Annotated in this window: 24 protein-coding genes and 1 riboswitch; of the genes, 12 read left to right on the plus strand and 12 right to left on the minus strand. The window is 45.3% G+C overall.

Features of this window, described 5'->3' with window-relative positions; all coding sequences use genetic code 11:
• The first annotated feature begins 1 nt into the window (after position 1).
• Both AB4351_RS19520 and mgtE read left to right on the plus strand, forming a co-directional pair.
• The gene (locus AB4351_RS19520; RefSeq protein ID WP_017066670.1) at positions 2-277 is read left to right on the plus strand and encodes an HPr family phosphocarrier protein; all 276 of its coding nucleotides are present in this window, start codon (positions 2-4) and stop codon (positions 275-277) included.
• Between the two features lie 148 nt (positions 278-425).
• Positions 426-1,781, plus strand: coding sequence for a magnesium transporter (gene mgtE, locus AB4351_RS19525; RefSeq protein ID WP_017058911.1), 1,356 nt, complete (start codon positions 426-428; stop codon positions 1,779-1,781).
• Positions 1,782-1,877: 96 nt separating this feature from the next.
• Here the strand turns inward: mgtE and pmbA are convergent, their stop codons facing one another.
• Positions 1,878-3,221 (minus strand): metalloprotease PmbA, encoded by a 1,344-nt coding sequence (gene pmbA, locus AB4351_RS19530; RefSeq protein WP_017058910.1) that lies wholly within the window; start codon positions 3,219-3,221, stop codon positions 1,878-1,880.
• A 118-nt stretch (positions 3,222-3,339) separates the two neighbouring features.
• On the opposite strand from pmbA, the gene yjgA reads away from it, so the two are divergent.
• Positions 3,340-3,864, plus strand: coding sequence for a ribosome biogenesis factor YjgA (gene yjgA / locus AB4351_RS19535; RefSeq protein ID WP_017069408.1), 525 nt, complete (start codon positions 3,340-3,342; stop codon positions 3,862-3,864).
• Between the two features lie 106 nt (positions 3,865-3,970).
• Here the strand turns inward: yjgA and thiQ are convergent, their stop codons facing one another.
• The 5 genes from thiQ to mpl form a co-directional block, all read right to left on the minus strand.
• Positions 3,971-4,675, minus strand: coding sequence for a thiamine ABC transporter ATP-binding protein (gene thiQ / locus AB4351_RS19540; protein WP_017071293.1), 705 nt, complete (start codon positions 4,673-4,675; stop codon positions 3,971-3,973).
• On the minus strand, positions 4,675-6,288 hold the full coding sequence (gene thiP, locus AB4351_RS19545; protein ID WP_170967441.1) for a thiamine/thiamine pyrophosphate ABC transporter permease ThiP: 1,614 nt from the start codon (positions 6,286-6,288) through the stop codon (positions 4,675-4,677). Before thiP ends, thiQ begins: the two co-directional genes overlap by 1 nt.
• A 92-nt stretch (positions 6,289-6,380) precedes the next feature.
• On the minus strand, positions 6,381-7,373 hold the full coding sequence (gene thiB, locus AB4351_RS19550) for a thiamine ABC transporter substrate binding subunit (protein ID WP_102320274.1): 993 nt from the start codon (positions 7,371-7,373) through the stop codon (positions 6,381-6,383).
• A gap of 53 nt (positions 7,374-7,426) precedes the next feature.
• Positions 7,427-7,546, minus strand: a riboswitch (TPP riboswitch).
• A 43-nt stretch (positions 7,547-7,589) separates the two neighbouring features.
• On the minus strand, positions 7,590-8,213 hold the full coding sequence (locus AB4351_RS19555) for a flavin prenyltransferase UbiX (protein ID WP_016787846.1): 624 nt from the start codon (positions 8,211-8,213) through the stop codon (positions 7,590-7,592).
• Between the two features lie 38 nt (positions 8,214-8,251).
• Positions 8,252-9,610 (minus strand): UDP-N-acetylmuramate:L-alanyl-gamma-D-glutamyl-meso-diaminopimelate ligase, encoded by a 1,359-nt coding sequence (mpl, locus tag AB4351_RS19560; RefSeq protein ID WP_372126915.1) that lies wholly within the window; start codon positions 9,608-9,610, stop codon positions 8,252-8,254.
• A gap of 271 nt (positions 9,611-9,881) precedes the next feature.
• On the opposite strand from mpl, the gene fbp reads away from it, so the two are divergent.
• Positions 9,882-10,892 (plus strand): class 1 fructose-bisphosphatase, encoded by a 1,011-nt coding sequence (fbp, locus tag AB4351_RS19565; protein ID WP_017063728.1) that lies wholly within the window; start codon positions 9,882-9,884, stop codon positions 10,890-10,892.
• A gap of 87 nt (positions 10,893-10,979) precedes the next feature.
• Here the strand turns inward: fbp and AB4351_RS19570 are convergent, their stop codons facing one another.
• The 3 genes from AB4351_RS19570 to AB4351_RS19580 are packed head-to-tail and all read right to left on the minus strand — an operon-like array spanning position 10,980 to position 16,822.
• Complete coding sequence (locus tag AB4351_RS19570; RefSeq protein ID WP_372126917.1) at positions 10,980-11,336, minus strand: gamma-glutamylcyclotransferase; 357 nt, start codon at positions 11,334-11,336, stop codon at positions 10,980-10,982.
• Positions 11,337-11,354: 18 nt separating this feature from the next.
• Positions 11,355-15,113 (minus strand): translocation/assembly module TamB domain-containing protein, encoded by a 3,759-nt coding sequence (locus AB4351_RS19575; protein WP_065584317.1) that lies wholly within the window; start codon positions 15,111-15,113, stop codon positions 11,355-11,357.
• Positions 15,110-16,822, minus strand: a complete 1,713-nt coding sequence (locus AB4351_RS19580; RefSeq protein WP_102394285.1) for an autotransporter assembly complex family protein — start codon at positions 16,820-16,822, stop codon at positions 15,110-15,112. Before AB4351_RS19580 ends, AB4351_RS19575 begins: the two co-directional genes overlap by 4 nt.
• Positions 16,823-17,017: 195 nt before the next feature.
• Here AB4351_RS19580 and msrA point away from each other — a divergent pair, with 195 nt between their 5' ends.
• Positions 17,018-17,647, plus strand: a complete 630-nt coding sequence (gene msrA / locus AB4351_RS19585) for a peptide-methionine (S)-S-oxide reductase MsrA (RefSeq protein ID WP_017058899.1) — start codon at positions 17,018-17,020, stop codon at positions 17,645-17,647.
• 110 nt (positions 17,648-17,757) lie between these two features.
• On the opposite strand, the gene AB4351_RS19590 is transcribed toward msrA, so the two are convergent.
• Positions 17,758-17,958, minus strand: a complete 201-nt coding sequence (locus AB4351_RS19590) for a DUF1107 family protein (protein ID WP_017058898.1) — start codon at positions 17,956-17,958, stop codon at positions 17,758-17,760.
• A gap of 253 nt (positions 17,959-18,211) precedes the next feature.
• Between AB4351_RS19590 and AB4351_RS19595 the strand changes: the two genes are divergently transcribed.
• The 7 genes from AB4351_RS19595 (at position 18,212) to AB4351_RS19625 (ending at position 23,975) form a co-directional block, all read left to right on the plus strand.
• Positions 18,212-18,763: a YtfJ family protein gene (locus AB4351_RS19595; protein ID WP_372126919.1), complete on the plus strand. Its 552-nt coding sequence runs from the start codon at positions 18,212-18,214 to the stop codon at positions 18,761-18,763.
• Between the two features lie 91 nt (positions 18,764-18,854).
• Positions 18,855-19,145: a DUF2607 family protein gene (locus AB4351_RS19600; RefSeq protein ID WP_372126921.1), complete on the plus strand. Its 291-nt coding sequence runs from the start codon at positions 18,855-18,857 to the stop codon at positions 19,143-19,145.
• A gap of 40 nt (positions 19,146-19,185) precedes the next feature.
• Positions 19,186-19,908: a DUF2796 domain-containing protein gene (locus AB4351_RS19605; protein ID WP_065584315.1), complete on the plus strand. Its 723-nt coding sequence runs from the start codon at positions 19,186-19,188 to the stop codon at positions 19,906-19,908.
• Between the two features lie 141 nt (positions 19,909-20,049).
• Positions 20,050-20,766: an ABC transporter ATP-binding protein gene (locus AB4351_RS19610; protein WP_017058894.1), complete on the plus strand. Its 717-nt coding sequence runs from the start codon at positions 20,050-20,052 to the stop codon at positions 20,764-20,766.
• On the plus strand, positions 20,763-22,022 hold the full coding sequence (locus AB4351_RS19615; RefSeq protein WP_017067558.1) for an FtsX-like permease family protein: 1,260 nt from the start codon (positions 20,763-20,765) through the stop codon (positions 22,020-22,022). The genes AB4351_RS19610 and AB4351_RS19615 overlap by 4 nt, the downstream gene beginning before the upstream one ends.
• Positions 22,023-22,036: 14 nt before the next feature.
• Positions 22,037-22,552, plus strand: coding sequence for a DUF3299 domain-containing protein (locus AB4351_RS19620; protein ID WP_017058892.1), 516 nt, complete (start codon positions 22,037-22,039; stop codon positions 22,550-22,552).
• Between the two features lie 514 nt (positions 22,553-23,066).
• Positions 23,067-23,975: a TIGR03899 family protein gene (locus AB4351_RS19625; protein ID WP_017069397.1), complete on the plus strand. Its 909-nt coding sequence runs from the start codon at positions 23,067-23,069 to the stop codon at positions 23,973-23,975.
• 163 nt (positions 23,976-24,138) lie between these two features.
• On the opposite strand, the gene cysC is transcribed toward AB4351_RS19625, so the two are convergent.
• Positions 24,139-24,759, minus strand: coding sequence for an adenylyl-sulfate kinase (gene cysC / locus AB4351_RS19630; RefSeq protein WP_017067555.1), 621 nt, complete (start codon positions 24,757-24,759; stop codon positions 24,139-24,141).
• A gap of 24 nt (positions 24,760-24,783) precedes the next feature.
• Entirely contained in the window at positions 24,784-26,508 is a 1,725-nt protein-coding gene (locus tag AB4351_RS19635; protein ID WP_017067554.1) for an SLC13 family permease, read from the minus strand.
• Positions 26,509-26,544: the final 36 nt, after the last annotated feature.

The following is a 26,544-nucleotide window of genomic DNA, read 5'->3' on the forward strand; positions in this document are numbered from 1 at the left end:
CATGGAATTAACTCGAACTGTACTGATCCAAAATCGCTTGGGTCTTCACGCTAGAGCAGCCGTAAAGTTGGTTGAGCTTGCACAAAGCTTTGATGCAACCATCACTATCCATAGCGAAGAAGATAAAACAGCAACAGCAGACAGCGTAATGGGGTTACTTATGCTGGAATCAGCGCAAGGGCAACATATTACGATTCAAGCTGCAGGTACCGATTCACAGCAAGCACTGGATGCCGTCTGTCATCTCATTGAAGACAAGTTTGATGAGGGTGAGTAGCGAAAACGCTTCACTCACAACGCCTAAGACTCAAACAACGAACCAACCAATATTAAATCTTAGTTCTATCTAAGTTTATGATTTAAATAAGCCCCAGAATTAAGTTACTATTCCAACCATTGTTAGAATAATGAGATAGGAGGAAAATATGGCAGAGCAATTAGAATTCGACCAAGCTCACCAAACCCTCCAAGAAGTCAGCGAAGCCCTAGAAAACGGCCGATTTGTTCACGTACGCCGACAACTTCAGGACATGGAGCCTGAAGATATTGCACACCTTTTAGAAGCCTCCCCTCGCAAAAGTCGTGACGTACTCTGGCAACTCACCGATCCTGAAGACTACGGTGAAATTCTTGATGAACTAAACGAAGACGTCAAAGATGCTCTTGTGTCGAAAATGGCACCTGAGACCTTGGCAGAAGCAACCGAAGGTATGGAAACCGATGACGTCGCGTACGTACTTCGAAGCCTACCCGACGATGTTTCTCGCGAAGTCCTTTCTCAAATGGACTCCGTCGATCGTGCATTAGTTGAAACTGCCCTGTCGTACCCTGAAGATTCAGCGGGTGCGATCATGAACACCGACGTAATCACGATTCGTGGTGATGTCGATGTTGACGTTGTATTGCGCTACATGCGTATGCGTGGCGAACTGCCGGATGCAACTGATGCTCTGTATGTTATTGATGAAGAAGAACGTCTTATCGGTAACCTATCACTTACCACGCTAGTAACGACTCAACCTGATGTCCCTGTTTCAGAAGTGATGGATGATGCCGACGAAGCGATCGCGGTAGAAACCAGTGCGTCAGATATCGCGAGCCTGTTTGAACGTCGTAACTGGGTTTCTGCGCCTGTCATCGATAGTAACCAGCACCTTGTTGGTCGTATCACCATCGATGACGTGGTTGATGTTATCCGTGAAGATGCCGAACACTCAATGATGAGTATGGCGGGTATGGACGATGACGAAGATACCTTCGCACCGGTCGTAAAATCTGCTCGTCGTCGTAGTGTGTGGCTTGGTGCTAACGTACTCGCAGCACTGGCGGCAGCATCTGTATCAAACATGTTTGAAGCAACGCTCGATCAAATGGCAGCGATTGCGGTTCTGATGACTATCGTGCCTTCGATGGGGGGTGTTGCGGGTAACCAAACCGTTGCTCTGGTGATTCGTGGTTTGGCACTCGGTCATATCGGTGACAGTAACAAACGCGAACTGCTACTCAAAGAGGCAGCCATCGGCTTCCTAAACGGCGTTCTATGGGCCGTTATCATTGGTGGTATCGTGGTGGCTTGGAAAGGTAACTGGATACTGGGAGGCATCATCTCAGCGGCGATGATGACCAACTTGATTGTCGCAGGTATTGCTGGTGTAACTATCCCAGTGATGTTGAAGAAGATGAATATCGATCCAGCCCTTGCTGGCGGTATGGCACTGACCACAGTAACCGATGTTATTGGCCTATCGGTGTTCCTAGGCTTAGCGACCATACTGATCTAGTTAGCATAAGCAGTTAGCCAATTTTTGGCGAAATACAGAAAACAAAAAGGGAGCCACGGCTCCCTTTTTTAATTCATCAGATTCGCTTTAATTGAATTACTCACCCGCGACTTTCATCGACTCAAGCAGGATAGAACCCGTTTGAATTTGCGAACGTGTTTCTACGTCGTTACCCACAGCAACAATCTGAGTAAACATGTCTTTTAGGTTACCTGCGATTGTTACTTCTGATACTGGGTATTGGATCTCTCCGTTTTCAACCCAGAAACCTGCAGCGCCACGTGAATAATCACCCGTTACGGTGTTTACGCCTTGGCCCATCACTTCAGTGACTAGGAAGCCAGTACCCAACTCTTTTAGCATCTGCTCAAAGTTTTGACCGGTCGATTTAACGAACCAGTTATGAATACCACCAGCATGACCGGTTGGCGTCATATCCATCTTACGTGCGGCATAGCTCGTTAGTAGGTAAGTTGCTAGCACACCGTCAGTGATGATTTCACGATCTTGAGTGAACACACCTTCGCTATCGAATGGGCTTGAAGCCAAACCACGCAAGATATGTGGTCGCTCAGAAATGTTAAACCAGTCAGGTAGGATTTTCTGACCGAGATGATCCAATAGGAATGACGACTTGCGGTAAAGGTTACCGCCACTGATCGCCATAACAAGGTGACCAATCAAGCCAGTTGCCACATCATTAGCGAACATAATTGGGTACTGGCCTGTTGGTAGCTTTTTCGCATCCAAACGGCTAATGGTCTTTTCTGCAGCTTCTTGACCTACACGCTCAGGCGTCCACAGCTCGTCACGGTGACGTGCAACGGTGTAGCTGTAGTCACGCTCCATCTCACCGTTAGCGCCTTGTCCAATTACACAGCAGCTCGTGCTATGACGACTAGAAGCATAGCTTGCTAGTAAGCCATGGCTGTTACCATAAACCTTAACGCCATAGTGGCTGTCGTAGCTTGCGCCATCACTCTGTTTGATCTTATCGCTATAAGCTAACGCTTGCTTCTCAGCAGCAATCGCAATCTCAGCGGCATAGTCAGGGTTTGGTTCATCAGGGTGAAAAAGATCCAAATCTGGAATTTCTTTTACCATGTATTCTTTTGCCGCAGGACCGGCAAATGGGTCTTCAGAAGTGTACTGAGCGATATCAAGTGCGGCCGCGACGGTTTGAGCAATCGCCTTTTCACTCAGATCAGATGTAGATGCGCTGCCTTTTTTCTGGCCGCGATAAACAGTAATACCTAGCGCACCATCACTATTAAATTCAACGTTTTCCACTTCACACATACGTGTTGAAACACTTAAACCCGTTGACTTAGTAATAGCGACCTCAGCTGCGTCTGCACTCACTGATGCCATATCCAACGCTTTAGCTACTGCGGCTTCTAGCTCAACTCTTTGCTGGGCGACTTGCTGTTTTACATCCATATCTATTCTAATTTTTTAGGTCAATATTACGTAGGATAACAAGAATTTCGCTTTCTCCCCAAGATTCTTGCTAAAATAGGCAATATATTCGTTTGAGATAGTGACATAGGCAGAAAAGATGGCTCGCAAAAACCAAAAAGCCCCATGGGAACCAGAAGAAGAAATCATCTGGGTAAGTAAGACAGAAATGAAAACCGACATGGAAGCGCTACAAAAACTGGGGGAAGAACTTGTTTCCCTGAAGCCTTCTGTATTAGACAAGTTTCCTCTGTCTGAAGATTTGGCACAAGCGATTAAAGATGCACAACGCTTTAAAAATGAAGCGAAGCGCCGTCAACTTCAATACATTGGTAAAGTAATGCGCAATGTTGATCCTGAGCCAATTCAAGCGGCTTTGGATAAAGTACGTAACAAGCACTCGCAAGCAACCGCTGAACTGCACAAGCTTGAGCAACTGCGTGATCGCGTTGTTGCTGAAGGCGATGCTGCCATTTCAGAAGTCATGGACATGTACCCTGAAGCAGACCGTCAGCGTCTTCGTCAGCTAGCTCGCCAAGCTAACAAAGAGAAATCAGCGAACAAGCCAGCAAAGGCTTCTCGTGAAATCTTCCAAATCTTAAAAGAGCTAAAGCTAGAAGACTAATCTTTGTCGCTTTATTCTGTAAGACAATAAAAGACCTAGCGCATGCTAGGTCTTTTTGTTTTCTACGTACTCAATATCAGAGAGATTAAACAAGAGTGATGAATCGTCACTCACCCGCTTTAACAAATGAGCTTAATTCTGTCTGTGGATGATCCGCCGTCAGTGCCTCTATCGAGTCTTCAACCAACACCTTACCTAGCGCCACAAACACAAACTTATTCGCGATACTGCGTGCGTCACCTAAATGGTGAGTCACCATCAAGACCGTAATATTTCGCTCTGCCGCTAATCGCTTCACTAAGCTAAGCATCTCTTCACGCAGCAAAGGATCAAGCGCAGAGAAAGGTTCATCAAGCAGCCAAATATCATGAGGTTGGACAAAACAACGCGCTAACGCAACACGCTGGCGTTGACCGCCGGATAAGTGCTCAGGCAACCTATCCAAATACTCAGCGACGCCAACTTGCGCTGCGGCTTGCTCCACAGCTTGCTTTTGGGTTGCAGTAAGCTTTAAACCTGGATGCAGACCTAAACCAATATTTTCTCGCACCGTAAGGTGAGCAAACAGGTTGTGCTCTTGAAACAACATCGCCAACGGACGCTGATGTGCTTCTTTACCAATAAGCGACTGCCCAGCCACTGATATCTCACCCGATGTAGGCTCGATGAAACCAGCAACTAGCGCCAACAGTGTAGACTTACCCGCACCACTCGGCCCCATAAGCGCAACAATATCGCCCTGCTCAGCTTGAAAATCAAAGCTAAACAACTCTCTGTGATAGTGGTAATCCACATCTTTCATCACTAACATCATCGGTTCCTTAATTCTTTAGCATCGAGCTTAGATCTTCGAGTAAATAAGAATTCTATTAAGCTAAAACTGCCGACACTCAGTAACAGTAAGCTCACAGAAACTACCGCCGCCGCTTCCATTTGATAGCTGCCTAACAATTGGAATAGGTACAAAGGCAGAGTTCTAAAATCTTGGCTACCAAACAAAGCAATCGCGCTTAAATCACCCATCGCCAACATAAAGCTGATCGAGAAGGCTTGCGCCATCGGCTTACGCAATGCGCGCCATTCCACGAGCCTGAATCGAGTGAAGCCAGTCATCCCTAAACTCGCACACACATACTGATACTGCTGAGACAGGTGCAGCATAGGTTGAGCCAAGGTTTTAATTACGTAAGGCAGCGCCATTAAACTGTTGACGGCAATCACGACAAAGAAAGCTAAACTGAATACATCGGTGAATGAACGCAGTAATAAGAAGATACCCGTACTGATCACCAGCCCCGGAGTCACTAAGATAATAGTGCCAATCAGCTCGATTTTATCGGCTCGAAAATTCTTGTTCTGTAAACGCCATGCTCGGCTAGTCAGCAGTATGGCGATACCAATACCAACTGCGATAACACTTGCTAATGACGCGACTTTAACCGAGGTCATTAACGCCGCCCAAAACGGCTCGCTGCTGAGTACGGTTAATGCCTGTGAGTTAATTCCACTGACGATAACCATAGCTAATGGCGGCAATACCAGCATTGAGACTATGATGATCCAAAAGCTATCCCAAGCTTTTGACCACCAGCTGTCCTTAACCAAATATTTCTCTTCCGACAGCTGACTGGCCGTCACTGAAATAGGCTTCGATAGGCGTTGAATGCTCACCGCTAGCACACCACACAGCAGCATTTGCCATATCGCGAGCAAGGCACCAGCTTGAAGGTCAAAGTCGAATTTAATCGCCTGATAAATAGCGAGCTCGATAGTGGTTGATTTAGGTCCACCGCCTAGCGCCATCACGGTAGCAAAGCTGGTAAAACACAACATGAAGACTAAGCCACACACATGTGGTAATTGCTGTCTTAAGCGAGGCCATTCAACCCATCTGAATTTGTTCCAATGACTCATACCCAAGTGAGCACAAAGCTTGTGTTGCTCGGCAGGCACGGTATCTAACGCTTGCAGAAGTAAGCGACTGGCATAAGGCAAGTTGAAGAAAACGTGCGCCAGCAAAATACCATTCAATCCGTATATGGAAAATGGCAATTCAATATCGAAGTTCGCCAAAAACTTAGCTAACCAACCACTATTGCCATAGATCGCAAGTAAGCCAAATACACCCACTAACACTGGCAGGACTAAGGTCGACGCGAACAGCCTTAACAACAAAGCGCGTCCAAAAAATTGTCTACGACACAGCGCATGAGCAATAGGTATAGCAAAGCCAACACTCAGCACCGTTGAGAGTGTCGCCTGATAAAAACTGAATTTCGTTACATGCCAATAGTAGGGATCGGACCATACTTGGCTGATATCAAGAGAAGGGGCATTGCTAAGCAATGCCCCAACTGCTGAAACCACGAAGGCGGTAATGAGTATCGCTACCCAAATCCCAACCTTAGGTGTTTTCTTTATCATAGATTGATTTTTTACCGTAAATGGTTCGCTCAGTTAACATCGAACAAACCTTTAAATACAGAAAGTTAGAAAGCTAATTTTTTAAAAGCAAATTAAAAAGTAAGTGCACTCTGCCATTCACGAATCCATGGCTTACGCTTAGCTGCAATTTCTTCGGGCGTAAAGCTTAGCGCTTTCTGAGGAACCGTAAGTTGCTCGAACCCTTTTGGAAGCTCAATATCGGTCACTGGGTACATCCAGTTGCCTGTTGGCATCGCCGATTGGAATTCATCACTTAGGATAAACGCCATAAACTCATCAGCAAGCTTTTCGTTCTTGCTGCCTTTAACCTTAGCGGCCACTTCCACTTGAGTGTAATGCCCTTCTTCGAAGCTTGCTGCTGCATACTTAGAATCGCTTTCAGCAATAATGTGGTAAGCCGGAGACGTTGTATAAGACAACACTAAATCCGACTCGCCTTCTAGGAACATAGAGTAAGCTTCAGACCAGCCTTTGGTTACAGTCACTGTTTTCTGAGCAAGCTTCTTCCATGCTGCTGTCGCTTCATCACCGTATACTGATTTCATCCAAAGCATCATGCCTTGGCCTGGTGTTGATGTACGTGGATCTTGGTAGATGACCTTAAGATCATCACGCTGCTCAACCAGTTCTTTCAAGCTCTTCGGCGGGTTTTCCAGTTTCTCTTTATTGTAAACAAAAGCAAAGTAGCCAAAGTCATAGGGTACAAAAGTGCTGTCGTTCCAACCATTAGGAAGCGTTACCGATGACGTATCAACATTATGCTCAGCCAATAAGCCCGTCGCTTTCGCTTCAGCCATCAGGTTGTTGTCGAGACCTAGCAAGATATCGGCTTTGCTGTTGCCGCCCTCAAGACGTAAACGGTTCAGAATAGACACGCCATCTTCTAGAGCGACAAAATTCACATCACAACCACACTTCTCTTCGAATGCTTTTTCAACGGCAGGACGAGGGCCCCAATCCGCAGCAAAAGAGTCATAGGTGTATATAGTCAAAGTGTTGTCTGCAGCAAAGGCAGAAAAAGAAATAGCTGTAGTAACAGCAAGGGTAGTTAATGTGAATTTCACTGGACGCTCTCCATGGTCTGAGCGGCACAGGTTTGAGGGAGGAGAACGGTAGAGGTTGTTCCTAACTCAATTCCTACGCCAGCATTATCTGGTTCAGGTTTACGGGTCCCAAGCACCTGCTTGATCTCAGCTCGCATTCATTATTTGAATGGTTCGCTCCCCGATGAGTGTTCAGAATTGTAATTTGATTTTTAACAATAAGCTATCAAGTTTGGATCAATTACGTTGATCGTAACCCCAACGTGGCACTAAACCTTGTTCGATACCAAGGTGATCTAGAATACGCGCCACCATAAAGTCGACCAGATCTTCAATTGACTTGGGTTGATGATAAAAACCCGGAGCTGCAGGCATGATCGTTACGCCCATGGTCGAAAGTTTGTGCATGTTCTCGAGATGAAGCGTCGAAAATGGCGTCTCGCGAACCACCAACAACAATTGGCCTCGCTCTTTCATGACTACGTCTGCTGCTCGCTCAATCAGGTTATCTGATAGACCATGAGCAATCGAAGCCAAGCTTCCCGCTGAACATGGACAAACGACCATCTGTTTAGGTGCTGCTGAACCAGAGGCAACCGGCGAGAACCAATCATCTTTGCCACACACCACCAGCTTTTCAGGGTCGCAGCCAAGATGTTTAACCAAAGCTTGTTTCGCCGCATCTGGCCCAGCAGGTAACTTAAGTTCATGCTCGGTCGCCAATACCACTCGCGCTGCCGATGAAATCAGCAAGTAGACCTGATAATCGGCTGCCAAAAGGCATTCAAGTAAACGCAGGCCATAAGGCGCACCGGATGCGCCAGTGAAAGCAAGGGTTATCGCTTTATCGTGTTTTGTCATGTTCTCAATTACTTCAAATTATAAGGTCGTGGATGCCGTTAGCCTTTGAGTGCCAATCCATCCAACAGTTTTTGATGAATGCCACCAAAGCCACCATTACTCATTATCAAAATTTGGTCGCCAGCTTGTGCCTCTGAGACAATTTTAGCAACGAATGCATCCATGTCATCACTCACGTGTGCCGGTTGGTGACAAGCGTCTGCAACATCTTGAACTGACCAATCAATGTTATCCGGTTGGAATAAGTAGGTAGAATCCGCTTGTTTAAGCGAATCAGCCAAGGTTTCTTTATGCACACCACGTTTCATGGTGGCGGAACGAGGCTCTAAAACGGCAATGATTTTTTTCGAGTCGACCTTATTACGTAAGCCGCCGAGCGTAAGTTCAATCGCCGTTGGGTGATGAGCAAAATCATCATAAACAGACACACCTGCCACCTCGCCTTTAAACTCCAAACGGCGCTTAGTATTAATAAAGGTAGCTAGTGATTCACAAGCAAGGTCAGGTGTCACGCCCACATGACGTGCAGCTGCAATCGCCATCAAAGCATTATTTACGTTGTGGTCGCCCACTAAATCCCAATTTACGGTTCCAACACATTCATTTTGGAAGTAAACCTCAAATTGAGAGCCATCTTTGACCAGTTTCTTGGCATCCCAGTCGCCTTGCTCGCCACTCGATTCAGTTTCACTCCAGCAACCGCGAGCTAGAACATCTTCAATAGCGCTGTCTTGCTTAGGTGAGAAAATGCGACCATTGCTTGGCACAGTACGCACCAAATGATGAAATTGTCGCTTAATCGCTTCAAGATCGTCAAAGATGTCCGCATGATCAAACTCTAGGTTATTCATCACTAAGGTTCTTGGGTGGTAATGAACGAACTTAGATCGTTTATCGAAAAAAGCACTGTCGTATTCGTCGGCTTCTACCACGAAGAACATGCTTTCACCAAGGCGAGCAGAGATACCAAAGTTACCCAACACTCCGCCAACTAAGAAGCCCGGTGCATAGCCACAGTCTTCCAAGATCCAAGCCAACATACTGGAAGTTGTGGTTTTACCGTGAGTACCGGACACCGCAAGAACCCAGCGGTCATGCAGTAAGAACTCTTGCAACCACTGAGGACCAGAGGTGTATCTAAGGTTGTTATCCAAGACATACTCAACACATGGGTTACCACGGCTCATCGCATTACCGATAACCACGAGATCTGGCCTTGGTTCTAATTGGCTAGGGTCGAACCCTTCAATAATTTCAATCCCTTGTGATTCCAACAAGGTGCTCATTGGTGGGTAAACATTCGCGTCACTACCCGTAACCTTGTGACCTAATTGACGAGCCAATACCGCAGCACCACCCATGAAGGTGCCACAAATTCCTAAGATATGAATATGCATAAATTGCTTCCAAAACGCTTGGCTAAATTAACAGTGCCTAATTAAAACGGCTTGTACTCATTATCATTAAATGACGCTTAAAAGCGAGCAGCAATGCAAAACAAATTGAGTCGACATAGTAAGTGAGATCTGTGTCGCTTAGTTCATTACCATTAAAAAGATCTAACCTTTAGAATTTAGGTAAGCGTCTAGATGAATAAAGCCCACTCAAGAGGCCGAATCTACAGTGCTCAAATCCCCCCTAATATTGAGAGAAGTTTAAGGAAATAACATGTCTGAGATGCGCACCCTTGGTGAGTTCATTGTTGAGAAACAGAGTGACTTCCCCCATGCAAGCGGTGATCTATCATCCCTTTTGTCGTCTATTCGACTTGCTGCAAAAATTGTTAACCGTGAGATCAACAAGGCTGGCCTAGTCGACATCACTGGCGCTGTTGGTACAGACAACGTGCAAGGTGAAGAGCAGCAAAAGCTAGACCTTTACGCGAACGACAAATTTAAAGCGGCTCTAGAAGCCCGTGACCAAGTTTGTGGTGTTGCAAGTGAAGAAGAAGACGAAGCTGTCGCCTTCAATAAAGAGCTCAACAAAAACGCAAAATACGTTGTACTGATGGATCCACTAGATGGCTCATCAAACATCGATGTAAATGTATCGGTTGGTACAATTTTCTCTATCTACCGTCGAGTATCACCGATCGGTACACCACCAACACAAGAAGATTTCTTACAGCCAGGACACAAGCAAGTAGCCGCGGGTTACGTGATTTACGGTTCTTCAACCATGCTTGTATACACAACAGGTGCTGGCGTAAATGGCTTCACCTACGACCCATCACTGGGTACCTTCTGCCTATCTCATGAAAACATGATGATTCCAGACGAAGGTAAGATTTACTCAATCAACGAGGGTAATTACATCCGCTTCCCTACGGGTGTTAAGAAGTACATCAAGTACTGCCAAGAAAATGAGCCAAGCGACAACCGCCCTTACACATCACGTTACATCGGTTCTCTAGTATCAGATTTCCACCGTAACCTTTTGAAAGGCGGCATCTACTTGTACCCAAGCACGCAAAGTCACCCTCAAGGTAAACTGCGTCTGCTTTACGAGTGCAACCCTATTGCTTTCCTTATGGAGCAAGCTGGCGGTATTGCATCAGACGGTGCACAGCGTATCATGGATATCAAACCAACTGAGCTACACCAACGTGTGCCTTTCTTCGTTGGTTCAACAAAAATGGTACGTAAAGTAGAAGAGTTTCTTGAGCTGAACCCTGAGTAACCCTCTCATTTCATTCTCAAACTAACGCTATTAAAAAGCCAGCACCTCAGTGCTGGCTTTTTGTTGTCTCGTAAGGTGATTAACTAGTTAGGAATCATTGTTCCGCTGACACCAGTTACCCGAAAGTATTTCTTTATTAGCTGTTAGATCAAGCTGATACAAATATACCCATGCTAATCCAAATATAGTCTCTATTTGCTCGCGACGATACTCAACAGGAACATCTTCTAGCCGATCGAGCGACTCTAAAATTTCGTCGTTAATGATATAGACCTCACCAGCGACACTTTTCTTTCCCAAAATCATCGCCGGATAGGCACCTAAATCAAAAAGTGCGTATTCCTTAGGTGTATCAAACTGCCCTAATAAATCGCAGCCCTGCAAATAATAGTGATTGGACTGACCTTGCCTCAAGGTTCCATAGACAAAAACAAGATGCTGCATATGCCCTCCCATACGGCTCTACTCGAACTCAAATTGATAGAGAAGATCCACAGCACTGTCTAGGCCAGAAACAGCTTCAACATAGAGATCCTGCATCAATCTATAACGAACGGTAAACTCACCTAACGAGTTAAAGATACCCACACCATACTTCACCTGTAAGCCAGGCAGGATGTAACCACTTACCGTCACTTGAGAGTCATCGCCAGAGCCTGCAGTATCCAGTTGCAAGTCCTTTACACCAAAGGCTTCACCGATTTCACCAACAACCTTACCACTCTTCGCTAAACTCAAACCGATTAAAGTCGTTGTCATCGAACCGCTCGACTCACCGTCGATATCTTGGCCACGCAAAATATAAGACAGTGCGTTCGCTTGTGGCATCGCTGGGTCAGAATAAATCTCGATGGTAGGCTCTGTCGCAGGGCCAGTCACTCGAATACCAGCGGTCACGTCATCCTGAGTATTATCAGGATTACGAATCGCGTTGATGGCTACGTATGGCTGATCCGGTGGTCCATTCATTAGGATCTTACCCTCTTCGATCAAGAGGTCTTGCCCGAATGATTGATAAGTACCATCGACGATGTTCACTTCACCTGTAATAAATGGACCTTGGTCTTTTTGAGCCACGTTGAGCTTACCGACCAAATCACCTTCAAGACCGAAGGCAGACAGTTTAAAGTCATCACCAATGGAGATATTAATATTCGTCATCACATTGAATGGAATCGTATCTTCGTTTTCTGGCTCTAGATCTTTATTCAAAATAACCTGATCAGAAGAGACGCCAACCGCTGACGGTGGTAAATCTTCAACAACAATTCGTCCCCATGGTAATGCAATATCACCGGTGATTTTCGCCAGATCTGGTGTGACATCAATAGTCATATCAGGTACGACCTTCACCTTAACCATCGGTGGGATATCAACCATCAACTCATCAGCGAAAACTCTAACGTTCGAATGCCATGCTTTAAGATCTTGCCAATCTCCGGTTCCCTCAATATCAAGGTGACCATCAGGTGTTTCGACATTCGCATCCAGTTTTGCACTATAACCATCAAAGTCGAGGTCGATGCGGCCATCTTTCACATCAACAGGCGTAACATCGCCTTTGACTTGAATACCATCAACAGAGAATTGACCAAAGACTTGAGGGTGCATCAGAGAGCCTTTAACTTGAAGATCACTCTCAAGGTCGGCTTTCAATAAGCTGTATTCACCTAGAATTGGTTGTAAGAAATCAAGATGGAACGTGGTCAGCTTAATTGCCGCATCGACCATTTTGTCTTCGGCAAGAATATCCGGTAACGACACCGTGCCAGACAGGTCACCATTGTCGGAAACATCCAACTTAAAATCGGCATCCAGTTTGTTGTCTTTCAGTTGGGCATTCAATGCAACGCTTTCCCAACCCAGTGTGATTGGCTCACCCACTTGTTGAACAACCTGACCTTTCGGCATATCAACGCTTACCGTGACTTCAGGCTCATCTTGTTCAGACCACTTTGCATGAGCAGTCGCATTGACTAAGCCCTGTAATTGCGTCTCTTTAGGCACAAAGGCTTTAATCTGCTCGAAATCGAATTGATTGATGGCTACCTTGGCCTCACCCGATTTTCCGACACGAACGTCTTCATCCAAACACACGCTCGAACCCGATTGTTTCCAACAGTGCGCTTGAACATCGGCAAACTGTTTATCAACATCCGCATTTATCGCGACAGGTTGATCTAACACCCAAGGACCTTGCTGAGTGGTGATTTTGACTCTGTCTAACGATCCATACCAAATAAGAGAAGGCTTTTGAATCAACTCTCCGGAAATAGCTAAGCTTGTAGACACGATGTCGGATATCACATCAAGTGTCACTGTGTGTTTCTTCTCACCACCACTCACCGTGAGATCAATGCTTTTTACGCTCTGATCTTGATAGGTTAGGTTGTTAGCTTTTAATTCAAGATCAGCTTGAGCTTCAGGCAATGGCAGAGGAACCACAGAACCATTAAGCGACAAGGATTCTAGTGTTGCTTTGTTATTCCAATCTACCTTATCCACATTTAGAGCGAGATCGACTTCAGGCTTTTTCGTTGGACCACTGAGCTGGATGTTACCAATCACTTTACCTTTCAAATCAGGGACGCTTTTTACAAGCTCAGGGAAGTGAATCTCAACACCCATGTCCCATTTCTTATCAAGCTCACCCTGAGCCTTAATCGAGTTAACACCGTGAGCTAAGCTCAAACCACTGGTTTTCAGTTTTGGTTCACCGCTCGCGCTGCGATCCGACGCTGACAACTGACCTTCGATATCCAGAGGGTATTCTCGCAAGATCCCTTCAATATCCAATTTAGGCAGTTCAATCGCCCAGCCGCCCGCTTCAGTCAACTCACCTGAGGTGACGATGTTTCCACTAATGTTGCCCTCAGCTTCTGGCCACTGCAGACCCGGTTGAATATCTTTGAGTGTCACGTCAGCTTGCCAGTTAACGAGACTCTTCCAGTTCGCTTTAACGACACCGTTAAGCTCACCGCCTAGCGTGTTGAGCTTTAGACGCTCGAGAACAATTTGTTCCGTCGTGCCTTTACCCTGTAGATCGATGGCTAATTCAGGGATTTCCTTACCATCGGCTTCACCTTTAAGAAGAACATTAAAACCATCTAGTGAGCCATCAGCTTTAAATTGCTCAATTGTCGCTTGGTAATCGCTTTTTCCGGTAAGGGGCCACTGTGCTTGTCCGCCCTCTAAAAGAAGGTCAAATGGCAGAGTCGGTTCTAAGGGTTGAATATCCCCAGACAACTTTGCCTCAATCAGCTCAGAAAATTGGGAGTCTAGGTTTAGCTTAGCCACGCTGCCTTGTGCTTTCAGAGACAACTTCTGCCCAACAAGGTCGGTTTCTTTCACCAACGCATCCAAAGAAAGTTCTAGCGGGTAACCGCCCTTGAGCTCAACCTTCGTGGTTAGATTGGCGCTTGCTTGTGGCATATCGAGTTCGAGAGTTGAAACATCAACCGTGTGTTTGCCCGCGCGAGCTTCTAACCCAAGGTGGTTAACAACGATTGGTGTTTCTTGTTCTAAGGTGAAACGGTTGAGGTCAAAACGCTCCAACACAACCTGCAGAGGAATCCAGACTTCCGGCAATTCGATAGCCGTTTTAACGGCAGCTTTTGGCTCAACCTTTTCTGCTTGCGGTTCTTCTGTCGACTCAGCGAGTTTAACCTTAAGATCATTGAATAAGGTTGGCGATACAGTTAGCTTTTCGCCCTGCATACTCAAAGCCGTAGAGAACAAGCTCCATTCAATTTCATGCCCTAAGATATTCAACTTGATATCAGACAAAGCGATACGGTTGATTACGATTGGCAACGGTGTTTTTACCGATGTTACGGGCGGAGTAGGTTCTGTTTCTTCTGTAGAGGCCGGAGGCAGTTCAGTAAATGCGAAGTCCAATCCTTGAATCGCTAAACGATCGACACACAACTTAGGGTCGAGCAGACAGCGAGGATTAATCGCCAAGTTCAGCTTTTGAACTTTGGTGTCTATATGCAGGCTGTCATCTTTAAACTGAACATTATTAAGCGTAAAGCTCGGGAAAAGAGCCCCTTTAGTGCTTTCCACTTTAAGCTGTGGCAACGCTTTTTCAGCGCCCCACAACACAGTGTTCAACCCTGGATTGGTGAACAAAACAAAACCTAGCAAGGCTATCAACAACAGCAAAATAGACGTCAATGAGATCGACGTCCACTTGATGCACTTGCCCATCACTTTGATCATAATTCTGGCCCTAAACTAAAGTGTAACTGGAACTCATCACCTTTTGCTGCATCTAGACCCCAAGCAAAATCTAAGCTCACAGGGCCGACGGGCGACGCCCAACGAACCCCGACGCCGGTACCATGTTTCCATTCAGGTTTATCATTGAAGGCATCACCAATGTCGTAGAATGCTGCGCCCCACCAGTTTCCAACCAAGCGGTATTGGTATTCAAACGAGCTGGTTGCAATGAATTTGGCACCCGTTAGTGCGCCACTTTCATCTCGAGGAGAGATCGACTCATAACCATAACCACGAATGCTATTGTCACCACCAGCAAAGAATCTTAGGGAGGGAGATAGCTTATCAAACTCGTCGGCAAAGTTGCCGCCAAATTGAAGTCGAGTTAAGCCTCGGTGATTGTCGCCAATGCTTCGAATCCAAGCGGTTTGACCTTGAAAACGAACAACCTTAGTTTCAGATAACAAGGTATCATCACCCGCTTCAACCATAATGGTTTGTTTATCGCCCCACATCGGCATCGAACCGCCTCGCGTTCGAGTGCGTGAGAAAGAGATACCCGGCAGCACAAATTGCGCTAAATCATCCTGCAAACCTTGCTCATAGTTTTCGACCAAGTATCGAATGAAGACCGTGCGTTGCCAACCGTTATCCAGTCGCCAATATCTTTCTAGCGCTAAGTTTGACTCCAAACTCTTGGTATCACGATTATCCAAGTTTTTCATACCGTACTTAACTTGATAGTAGTCGTTCAGCACGTCATCCAGAGGGATTTTATAGGTAGCGGTAATCGTCTGTTCAGGTTTAGAAATCGACAGGCTGCTATTGAAGCTATGGCCTTGTTCATTAACCCAAGGTTTTTTCCACTTCAGAGTGCCTTTTACGCCAAGGTCGGTGGATACACCGATACCCGTTTCGATTTGGTTACGAGCTTGCGGAGCAAGGCTAACCTTCATCGGGATCTCTCGGCCTTCGCCTAACTGGCTTAAATCTGGTTCAACAAATACCGAGGAGAACCAATCCGTATTGGACAGGTTTTGGTTGTACTCACCGACTTTGATGATTGAGTAAGGTTCGCCATCCTCAAATGGTTTAAGTGACTGCACCTTATCTTCTTCTATCTGGCTACCAGTAACCTGAGTAGTACCAAAGTGATAGCGGATACCACTGTTATAATGAAGACGAACATAAGCGCGGTTCAATTCAGGAGCGACTTCTAGCTTACTAAGATCATAAGCACCATCGAAGTAGCCTTTCGCTAAGCCAAGGTTGCGGATCGACGATTTCAAAGAGTCATAATTACCATGATTCAGAGTCGAACCTTTAGACAAGCTACTCTTCGCTATCAAGGCTAAAAAGTCTGGGTCATCCTTGGCTTCACCAGTTAGAACGATATCTGAAGTATAAATAACAACAGGCTCTCCCGGCTCAACCGTAACGGTCATTTCGGTATCATCTTCGGAGTGAGTAAATGTGATTTTAGGGTGGTAGTAGCCTAACGCATTCAGGGCTTCTTTAATCATAGATTCCAAGCGGGATTGGAATCTTAGTGAAACCGAATACTCTTCTTCAGGGATCGCACTCAGATAAGCATCAACATTATCCTCAAGCGCTCCATCTAGCCCTTTGATTTCAAGGGAAACGTCAGCGAAAGCGAGCGTCGATGACAATAGAGTGCCAATCAGAACTGGTAAAGTTTTTCTTATCATGTTTAATTGGTGAAGAAGTTATCAATACGTTAATAAGTGAAAAGAAATAATACCGCTAAATAGGCATTGAGTCTGTAATAAATCCTGGAATAACACGGTCTAATTTAAAGACTTATTCAATATTGACCAACAGTTAATATGAACCCACGTTAAATAAAAGCCAGCGCGGTAAACGTATGCGAAAAGGAATATAACATGCTAAACAAACAACAACTGGTTTCTGCAGCAACCGCACTACCGGGAAATGCTGACCCAATTCGAATCACTGAGCGCCATTTCGTCAATCAAACCGACCTGCTCGATGCACCCACGGGCTCTCAACAAGAAGTCCTGTTTGGTATGGGGTGCTTCTGGGGAGCTGAGCGTTTGTTTTGGCAATTGGATGGCGTTATTTCAACATCCGTTGGTTACGCTGGCGGATACACAGTTAATCCCACTTATGAACAAGTATGTACTGGGCAAACCGGCCATACCGAGGTCGTTCGTGTCATATTTGATAGTGAACAAACCTCTCTAGCTCGAATACTTGAAACCTTTTGGGAGCGTCATGACCCAACTCAAGGGATGCGCCAAGGCAACGATTTAGGGACTCAGTACCGTTCTGCGATTTACACCTTCAGTGAAGAACAACAATCTATCGCTGAGCACTCTAAACGTGAATATCAACGAGCAATGACTGAATCTTTAGGCAACGAGATCACGACGGAAGTTCTGCCTGCTGGAAAATATTTTTTCGCAGAAACCTACCACCAACAATACCTAGCCAAAAACCCTAACGGTTACTGTGGGTTGGGCGGTACGGGTGTGTGCTTCCCTCCGCAATAATGTGCGTTAGGCATACAAGCTAGAACAACATCCATTAAAAAAAGGGCTTCCATCAGGAAGCCCTTTTCATTGTTAATCTATTCGGTGCAAGACAAATCGATAAAGCTCAGTTACACCGGCAACGCTGCAATGGTGCCGTTAACTTCTTTAAAAATAGTGAGCTTTTGTTTGTCTGAAACTTCAGGAAGTAGCACCTTGCCTTGGTCGAAGCGAAACTCTCCAACACCTTCAATAGCAAATTGGCCTTTGAACAGGACTTTAACGAAACGCGCCACCTGACGTGGACGGTAAGTAGAAAATTTTCTTAACATAATACAACCTCAATTCCATTTGAGTACTACAGTCACATACCTGAACAGCGTCGCTGTTCAAAGCACATTTAATCGCTAATTCCTTTAGCAAACAGCAAGATAATCTATTGTTCATCTTGATATTGATGCATTATACCTTTTGGTAACAAGCCTGCAACTTCTTTCTACGTCGTACGATAAAAAAGTTAAAGAGGCATTTTTCAAATTTCATATTATACTTCCTGTGCAAACCAATAAGCGGAACAAAAATATAATGAAAAACAAAACTCTACTGGCTTTTCTAGCCGCAGTCTCTCCACTCTTCGCCAATGCTCACAACCTATCAGTAGGCGCTACCCTGCCTGCCGTTGATGTGAGTAACTATGGTGAGATTGTTCTAAACGACGGAAATACTGGATATCAAGCTTGGGCAACCAATGATCTTCTAGGTAAAGTTCGCGTCGTTCAAGCTATCGCTGGCCGCAGCAGCTCTAAAGAGCTCAACGCACCACTGATGGCAGCCATTACCGCATCGAAATTCTCAGAAGACAGCTACCAAACCACCACTATCATCAACCAAGATGATGCGATTTGGGGTACTGGGTCTTTTGTTAAGTCCTCTGCCGAAAGCAGCAAAGAAGAATTTCCATGGTCTTCTATGGTCCTAGATGAAGACGGCGCCGTTGCGTCAACATGGGCTCTAAAAGAAGAAAGCTCAGCGATTATCGTTCAAGACAAGCAAGGTAAAATCTTGTTTGTAAAAGAAGGTGCATTAAACGAATCAGAAGTCACTCAAGTCATTGAGTTGATTAAAGCGAGCCTTTAATAAGATATTCGCGTCTTTTTCGAGACCTAACCAAAGGATATTGTTATATTATAACAGTATCCTTTTTTTAATTCTGTGGTTAATCATCCTGATGTGGCAAAACACACCCAACAATGTGAAACGCAAAACAGGCATCTTGCTTGGGCTTATGCTCATGTTAAGCGTGTTAGCCGCAACACACATTGTGGATATCGCACCAGAGCACCACACTTCACACCATTGTGAGCTGTTTTCGCTTAATCAGTTCATCACAGCGCACTCACTACCACAGATTCCAGAGTTCCATTCGGAATTTACTGTCGCTATTACAGAGTCAGTAACTTCACTACAGCGGCTATATTTCGCTTATTTGGCACGCTCACCTCCTGTAAATATCGCTTAATTACCACTACTTTTTAATTAACCTTTATTCAGGAAAAAACATGAAACCTACTTTTTTAGCCGTTGTTATCGGCATGACTGTCTCTACAAATGCTCTAGCTAACGAAGAATTCCGCTCTCATGATGCACACGTACATGGCCAAGTTGAAGTAAACATCGCGCAAGATGGGCAAGAATTGCTTGTTGAAGTAACAGCTCCAGGCGCAGATGTGGTTGGGTTTGAACATGCTCCAAAAACTGCAGAACAGAAGAAAGTGTTTGAACAGGCTATCGCACAATTAAACAAGCCAGAAGAGCTGTTTAGTTTTAACAATGCGAGTTGTACTCTGAAGTTCAAGTCAGTAGCAAACACCTTAGAAGGCGGTCATGACGACCATGAAGGCCATGACCATGCGGAACACGGTCATGGCGACCACAAAGACCATGATCACGCTGAACACGATCATGACGACCACAAAGACCATGACCACGCTGAACACGATCATGATGACCACAAAGACCATGACCACGCTGAGCACGATCATGATGACCACGAAGGTCACGACCACCACGATCATGAAGGCCACGATCACTCAGAAGGTGGCCACGGTGAGTTCACTGTTGAGTACCACTATGAATGTTCAGATGTTGCTAAGCTAGACACAGTTAGCACTCAGTGGTTCTCTAAGTTCAGCAACACTGAAAAAATGACGGTGAACCTACTAACAGACACAGCTCAAGTACAAGAAGTGCTTAACGCAGAGCGTATTAGTTTCCGATTCTAATCACTCCTAGATCGGATTAAACGTAAAATAAACAGCCAGGTAAGTCATCGCTTACTTGGCTGTTCAAATCGGTGTGTTCCTGGGAATTTATGTTTCAAATTACTGTCCAGTAGATACACCGCTTTAATTATTGGAGCTAGCATGTCTTCTGACAGTTCATCACTTGTGGTCAAACTCGAAAATATCAGCTTTCGTTGGAAGCCTGAATTACCACCAACGTTAGAGATCCCCTCTCTTCACATCCAAGCCCAAGAGCACCTTTTTATTAAAGGGCCAAGTGGTTGTGGAAAATCAACTTTGTTAGGGCTACTGACCGGAATCAACCAAGCTGAGCAAGGAGAAGTCTCTATCCTTGATCAAGACCTCACTCAGCTTACACCTCGTCAAAGAGATAAATTCAGAGCCGATCATATTGGTTATATTTTCCAACAATTTAACCTGCTTCCTTATCTATCAGTTATCGATAACGTGACGCTTCCTTGCCAGTTTTCACAGATACGTAAACAGCAAGTCGCTGAAAGCCAGAAAAGCTTACAAGAGACGGCTCGAGAGTTGTTACTCAGATTAAAACTACCTCAAGCTTTAATGGACAAGCCCGTTACCGAGTTAAGCATCGGTCAACAACAACGTGTTGCTGCCGCTCGTGCTTTGATCGGCCAACCCAAAATCATTATTGCCGACGAGCCAACCTCGGCTTTGGATCATGACAACCGAGAAGCTTTTATCGAACTGTTGTTAGAACAAGCCAACCAGGCAGGTTCTACTCTTATCTTTGTTAGCCATGATCCAACACTAGAAAAGTTGTTCACTCGAACCATAGATTTAAAAACCGTTAACCAAGCTAAGGTTGTCGTATGAAAGTAATTACTCACTTAGCCTTAAAAAGCGTACTCAACCGTAAAGCCACAGCCATTCTAACTATTCTCACTGTGGCTGTATCCGTCATTCTATTACTCGGTGTGGAACGTGTAAGAACCGAAGCTAAGAGCAGCTTCGCCAATACGATTTCAGGTACTGACCTTATCGTCGGTGGCCGCTCTGGTCAGGTAAACCTGCTGCTTTATTCCGTATTTAGAATCGGTAATGCGACCAACAACATCGACTGGAAAAGCTATGAAGAATTTAGCCAGCACAACGCAGTAAAGTGGGCGATACCAATATCATTGGGCGATTCACACAAAGGCTTCCGTGTGATGGGTACAAATCATAGTTACTTTGAAAACTATCGCTATGGAAGTAAGCAATTACTTACTTTCCAACAAGGTAAAGAGTTTAATCAGCTATTTGACGTAGTGATTGGTGCCGACGTCGCGAAGAAGCTAGATTACAAAATAGGTGATCAAATCATTCTTGCGCACGGTATCAGTGATGTTGCGTTTAGCCGTCACGATAATCTGCCCTTCAAGATTGTGGGAATACTCGCGCCAACAGGAACACCAGTAGACAAAACCGTACACGTATCGCTAGAGGCAATCGAAGCAATTCATGTTGGCTGGGAATCAGGTGCCAACCTCGGGCACACACCGAATGCTGAAGCGCTAAAGCAACGTGACTTCCAACCGAAGCAGATTACCGCGATGATGGTTGGCCTTAAATCGAAGATCCAAACCTTCGCACTGCAACGAGAAATCAATAACTACCGCCAAGAACCTTTAAGCGCCATTATGCCGGGCATTGCGCTTCACGAATTGTGGGGAATGATGGCTGTAGCAGAACAAGCACTACTGATTGTTTCAGGGTTTGTTGTCGTCGCCGGTTTATTGGGCATGCTCAGTAGCCTACTCACTAGCTTGCAAGAAAGGCGCCGAGAGATGGCCATCCTACGTGCGATGGGCGCAAGACCTCGTCATGTGTTTGGTTTACTGATCAGTGAAGCCAGTGCGCTAACCTTCCTTGGCATTACATTAGGTGTTGCAGTATTGTTTGCGCTGATCGCAGTGGTTGCTCCTATTGTGCAACAAAGTTATGGTATCAACATATCGATATCCGCAATCACACCGCATGAGTGGAAACTGCTTATGCTGGTACAAGTTGCTGGAATCATTATCGGCTTTATTCCCGCTTTCAGGGCTTACCGCCAGTCATTGTCTGATGGCATGACGATTCGAATCTAAAATAGGAACCTACGATGCAACGCAAATTCCTACTGATACTTGGGCTACTTCTGTTCCCATTTATCAGTACAGCTCACGCTGAAACCACTCAGAATGACGAATCGGTATTAACACTTGAATGGATTGATTTGATTCCAGAATCAGAACGTGCTCAGCTAGATTCATTTGGTATGCCGATGGTTGACCACAATAGTATGGACAAACCTCAACAATCGACACTTGGTGCTGTTCGCCCAGAGCTGAATGGCAGCACAGTGAAGATTCCTGGCTTTGTGATTCCATTGGAAGGTGATGAGAATATGATCACTGAGTTTCTGCTGGTACCGTACTTTGGCGCATGTATCCACGTGCCACCGCCGCCACCGAACCAAATCATCTACGTGAAGTTCCCGAAAGGTGCACCAATACAGCAGTTATGGGATGTGATCTATTTGGTCGGAACGCTGAAAACTGAGTCAATCAGCCATGACTTAGCGCAAACCGGTTATCTTATTGAAGGTACTGCGATTGAAGAGTATGACGACATGTAGTCATTAGAAGGGTGGCTCAAGGATGAGCTGCCGTCACTGAACGAGTGTGATCATTCAATAACAGTTTAATAACGATAATTTTCTTCTGAATTACGCGATGTAATTAGATAAGTAAGCTAGAACAGCGACATAAGTCGCGAGTAATAACCCTATACTAAGCTGTTTCTTCAGCTTGTTATCATTGGCTTGATTCATAACTCCTCCTTGAGAATTACAACAAATTTAACATTTTATTATCACTAGCAAAAGTAAAATTTTGTTGAAACCTTCAACTCTGCACGCAAAATCTAGCCACCAATAAGATAAAGAGTTACATTTTAGACAGTTATACCAATCACAATAAGTAAGTGTTCAGAAATAGCGTAGGAAAAAGCCTTGAGAACAAGGCGGAGCTTTTTGATAAGTAGTTATTCTACAATCAAAAATTGTAGCTCAGTTATCAAGCGTTTTAACAAGCTAGGCTGAGCAATTATTTACTACGATTGGTTTTGAGTCGTCTCCTAACGGTACTCTTATGTCAAAAACCAAACAGCCAGTGATCATTGAGCATGCTAGCGACACACAGCATAAGCATGAGAAAAAGCCTCATATTGCCGACAGTGCCAGCAGAATGCTGCACATCGCACAAAGCTTCGGCCTCGATTCCTTAATTAGTCATAGTGCCAAGCCAAAGGATAAAGCTGAGAGTACGCTTATCGAACGGGCACTATTGCGAGAGAAAAAACGTAGAGAGCTTCGCCAAAAGAACCTAGAACAGATTCTAAAGTTGGCGCACTCTTCATGTAAGGATGAAGCGGCTGGAGACCCGGATCAGGACTGGCTATACCGTTTCTTCGACATGGCACAAGAGATCCACAATACATCGATGCAGAGGCTATGGGCTCAAGTACTGAAACGAGAAGTCACCAACCCAGGCTCGACGTCGATGAAGGCACTGCAAATCTTAAAAGACATGACGCCAAAGGAAGCACTGACCTTACAAAGAGCAGCTTCATTAGGCTGCAGTTTTGGTAGCGATAACAGCAGAAAGCTCTTACTCGGCTTTAAATCTCATGCTGGGCTATTCAACTTTGGCAAAAGGGACACCACCAACACCATCAACCTTGGTGGGCACAACCTGCCCTACTCCAGCTTGCTCCACTTGATAGAGCTCGGGATTATTCTGGGCACAGAATTAGAATCCGGAGAGATTGATTTCGATCCAGCCCTGCACCTAACCTATCAAGGTAAGAGCATGTCACTGGCACCATTATCAAAAGGCGTGAAGCTGGTTTACTACCGATTCAGCCCTACAGGCAATGAGCTTTGTACCTTGCTCGGTAACAAGCCAAACACGCAGTATTACGATCAACTGATTGCACTATTGAGCCAGAAATTCACAGTACAGACAGAAGTGAAAAGCAGCGTAAATTACACCGTCTAGACACTCGACGGAGCTAAAATAGACGGTGTAAAAAGTGAAGTATAGAGAGGAATAAAGAGAATCTAGAGGATAGGTTTCTTGTCTCGGTAAACTAAGGCTGCACTATTTATCGGTCGTGAATAAACAGATAAACAGCTGAGTAGCCTTAGTCATACCAACGATCTCAGTTGGCTAAGATATTTCGCTTCTCCAACGCATCAATACACAGTTCGACCAATTCATCGAGTGTCTTCTCACCTGCAGGTAGATCAATCTCAGGGTTCTGAGGCGCTTCGTACACTGAACTAATACCTGTAAAGTTCGGGATCTCTCCGGCACGTGCTTTCTTATACAGACCTTTAGGGTCACGCTGTTCGCAAACCTCTAATGGAGTATTGACGAACACCTCAAGAAACTCACCTTCCGGCAATAAATCTCTCACGAGTTGCCTTTCAGCTTGATGCGGAGAAATAAAGGCTGACAACACGATCAAGCCTGCATCTGCCATCAATTTAGCAAGCTCACCAATACGACGGATGTTCTCTCGACGATCTTGCTCAGAGAAGCCAAGGTCGCTACATAAGCCATGACGCACATTGTCACCATCCAATAAATAAGTATGGTAACCAAGCTGTGCCAAACGATTTTCTAATGCTCCAGCGACTGTCGATTTACCAGAACCAGACAACCCCGTGAACCAGAGCACGGCTGGCTTTTGTGATTTCAGATCCGCGCGAAATGTTTTATCAATCGAGTGTTGATGCCACACAACATTCTCATCTTTGGGTTTGAGTACTGCGGTCATAATTAGTCCTTTAAATAAACAGCATTAAAATGGGAAAAAATAAGGAATTAGGGTCAGCACCAAGCCCGAATATACAATCGAGATTGGAATGCCGATACGCAGATAATCCGTTAAATGGTAATTACCTACGCTATAAACAAGTAAGTTGGTTTGGTAGCCGTATGGAGAGATAAAACTGGCACTGGCACCAAACAGTACCGCCATGATGAACGGCATAGGGTCAACGCCATAACCTACTGCCATACTGTAGCCAATCGGAAATGAGAGTGCTGCAGCCGCATTATTGGTCACCAGCTCTGTCAAAACCAAAGTCATAAAGTAGGTAGCAACTAACGCACCGAATACGCCCCAGCCATTAAACGCCTCCATAAACATCAGCCCCATCCGCTCAGATAAACCCGATGAAATCATCAGTTGAGCAATAGAAAGTGCAGAGCCCACGATCACCACAATATCGACTGGGAAACGGCGGCGGAGCTCACCCAGTTGCACCACGCCAAATGCCACCAGCAACAGTAGAAAACCAGCTAAGCCTTTGATAATAGGTACTGCATCGATAAGGGCTAAACCAATCACGCTAGCAAAGCCGAGCAACACGAACGTCGATTTGTCGGCATCAAGCTTGGCACTCGAATCTAAGTCATTCATCAACACAAACTCTTTGTTGTGTTGTTGGCGCTGTTCTTCAAAGCGTTTACCTGGAACCAAAATCAAGGTATCACCAGCGGTCAATGTGATATTCCCTAGCCCACCTTCTAGGCGTTCATGGCCACGACGAATAGCAACCACAACCGCATCGAAACGATCTCTAAATTGGCTGGTTTTCAGGGTTTTGTTACAGAAGCTTGCCGACGAACTCACCACCACTTCAACAAAGCTCTGGCCATTCAAATGATGCTGACCAAACAGGGTTAAACCTTGGATTTCTTGCAGTGTTGCAACACTCTCTACATCACCACAAAACAGTAATCGATCACGAGCTTGAAGAATAAAATCAGGGTCAATCGACGCGGTGGTTTTACCGTCTCGAATCACTTCGGCTAAGAACAGTTTTCTAAGAGCTCTAAGATTATTTTCACTGACGCTACGGCCAACTAATGGAGAACCTGGCTCAACTCGCGCCTCGAGAAAGTAAGGCAGATCATCTTGAGATCCATCATCGTAGCTTGGTAGGAAGTAACTCAGCGGGATAAGGATCAACACACCACCGACCAACACCGCTAAACCGATCAAGGTCGGTGTGAAAAAGTTTAAACTTGGCAAACCCGCATCTTCAACAAAGCTATTGATGATCAAGTTGGTAGAGGTGCCGATCAATGTCAGGGTGCCACCTAAGATGGCAGCGTATGACAAAGGGATTAGCAGTTTAGATGGCGCATGCTGTTGATTACGTTTGATCGCCCCGATCAAAGAAACAACCACCGCCGTGTTATTAGTAAAAGAAGAAAGTAACGCTGTGGAAATACCCAACTTCGCAACCACGGTACCTAGCCTACCTTCAGAGATATTGCGGCTAACCCAACTGATTAAGCGAGTTTTCTCCAACGCACTTGATGCGAGGATCAGAAGAATTAAAGTCAGTAACGAGGAGTTAGTGAAGTTATTAGCCAAGCTCGACAAGTCGATCATGCCAGCCATAAAAGCAATAAACGCCGCGCCAGCAAATATAAAGCTTGGCTTAATACGGGTAACGAGCAGGCAAGTAATGATGCCGAGCAAAATCGCTAATACAAATCCTTGTTGCCACATATACCCGTCCTTTATGGCGGAAACGATCGGTTTCCG

The sequence above is a fragment of the Vibrio sp. 10N.261.51.F11 genome, from assembly GCF_041471665.1.
GTDB classification, from domain to species: Bacteria; Pseudomonadota; Gammaproteobacteria; order Enterobacterales; family Vibrionaceae; genus Vibrio; species Vibrio crassostreae_C.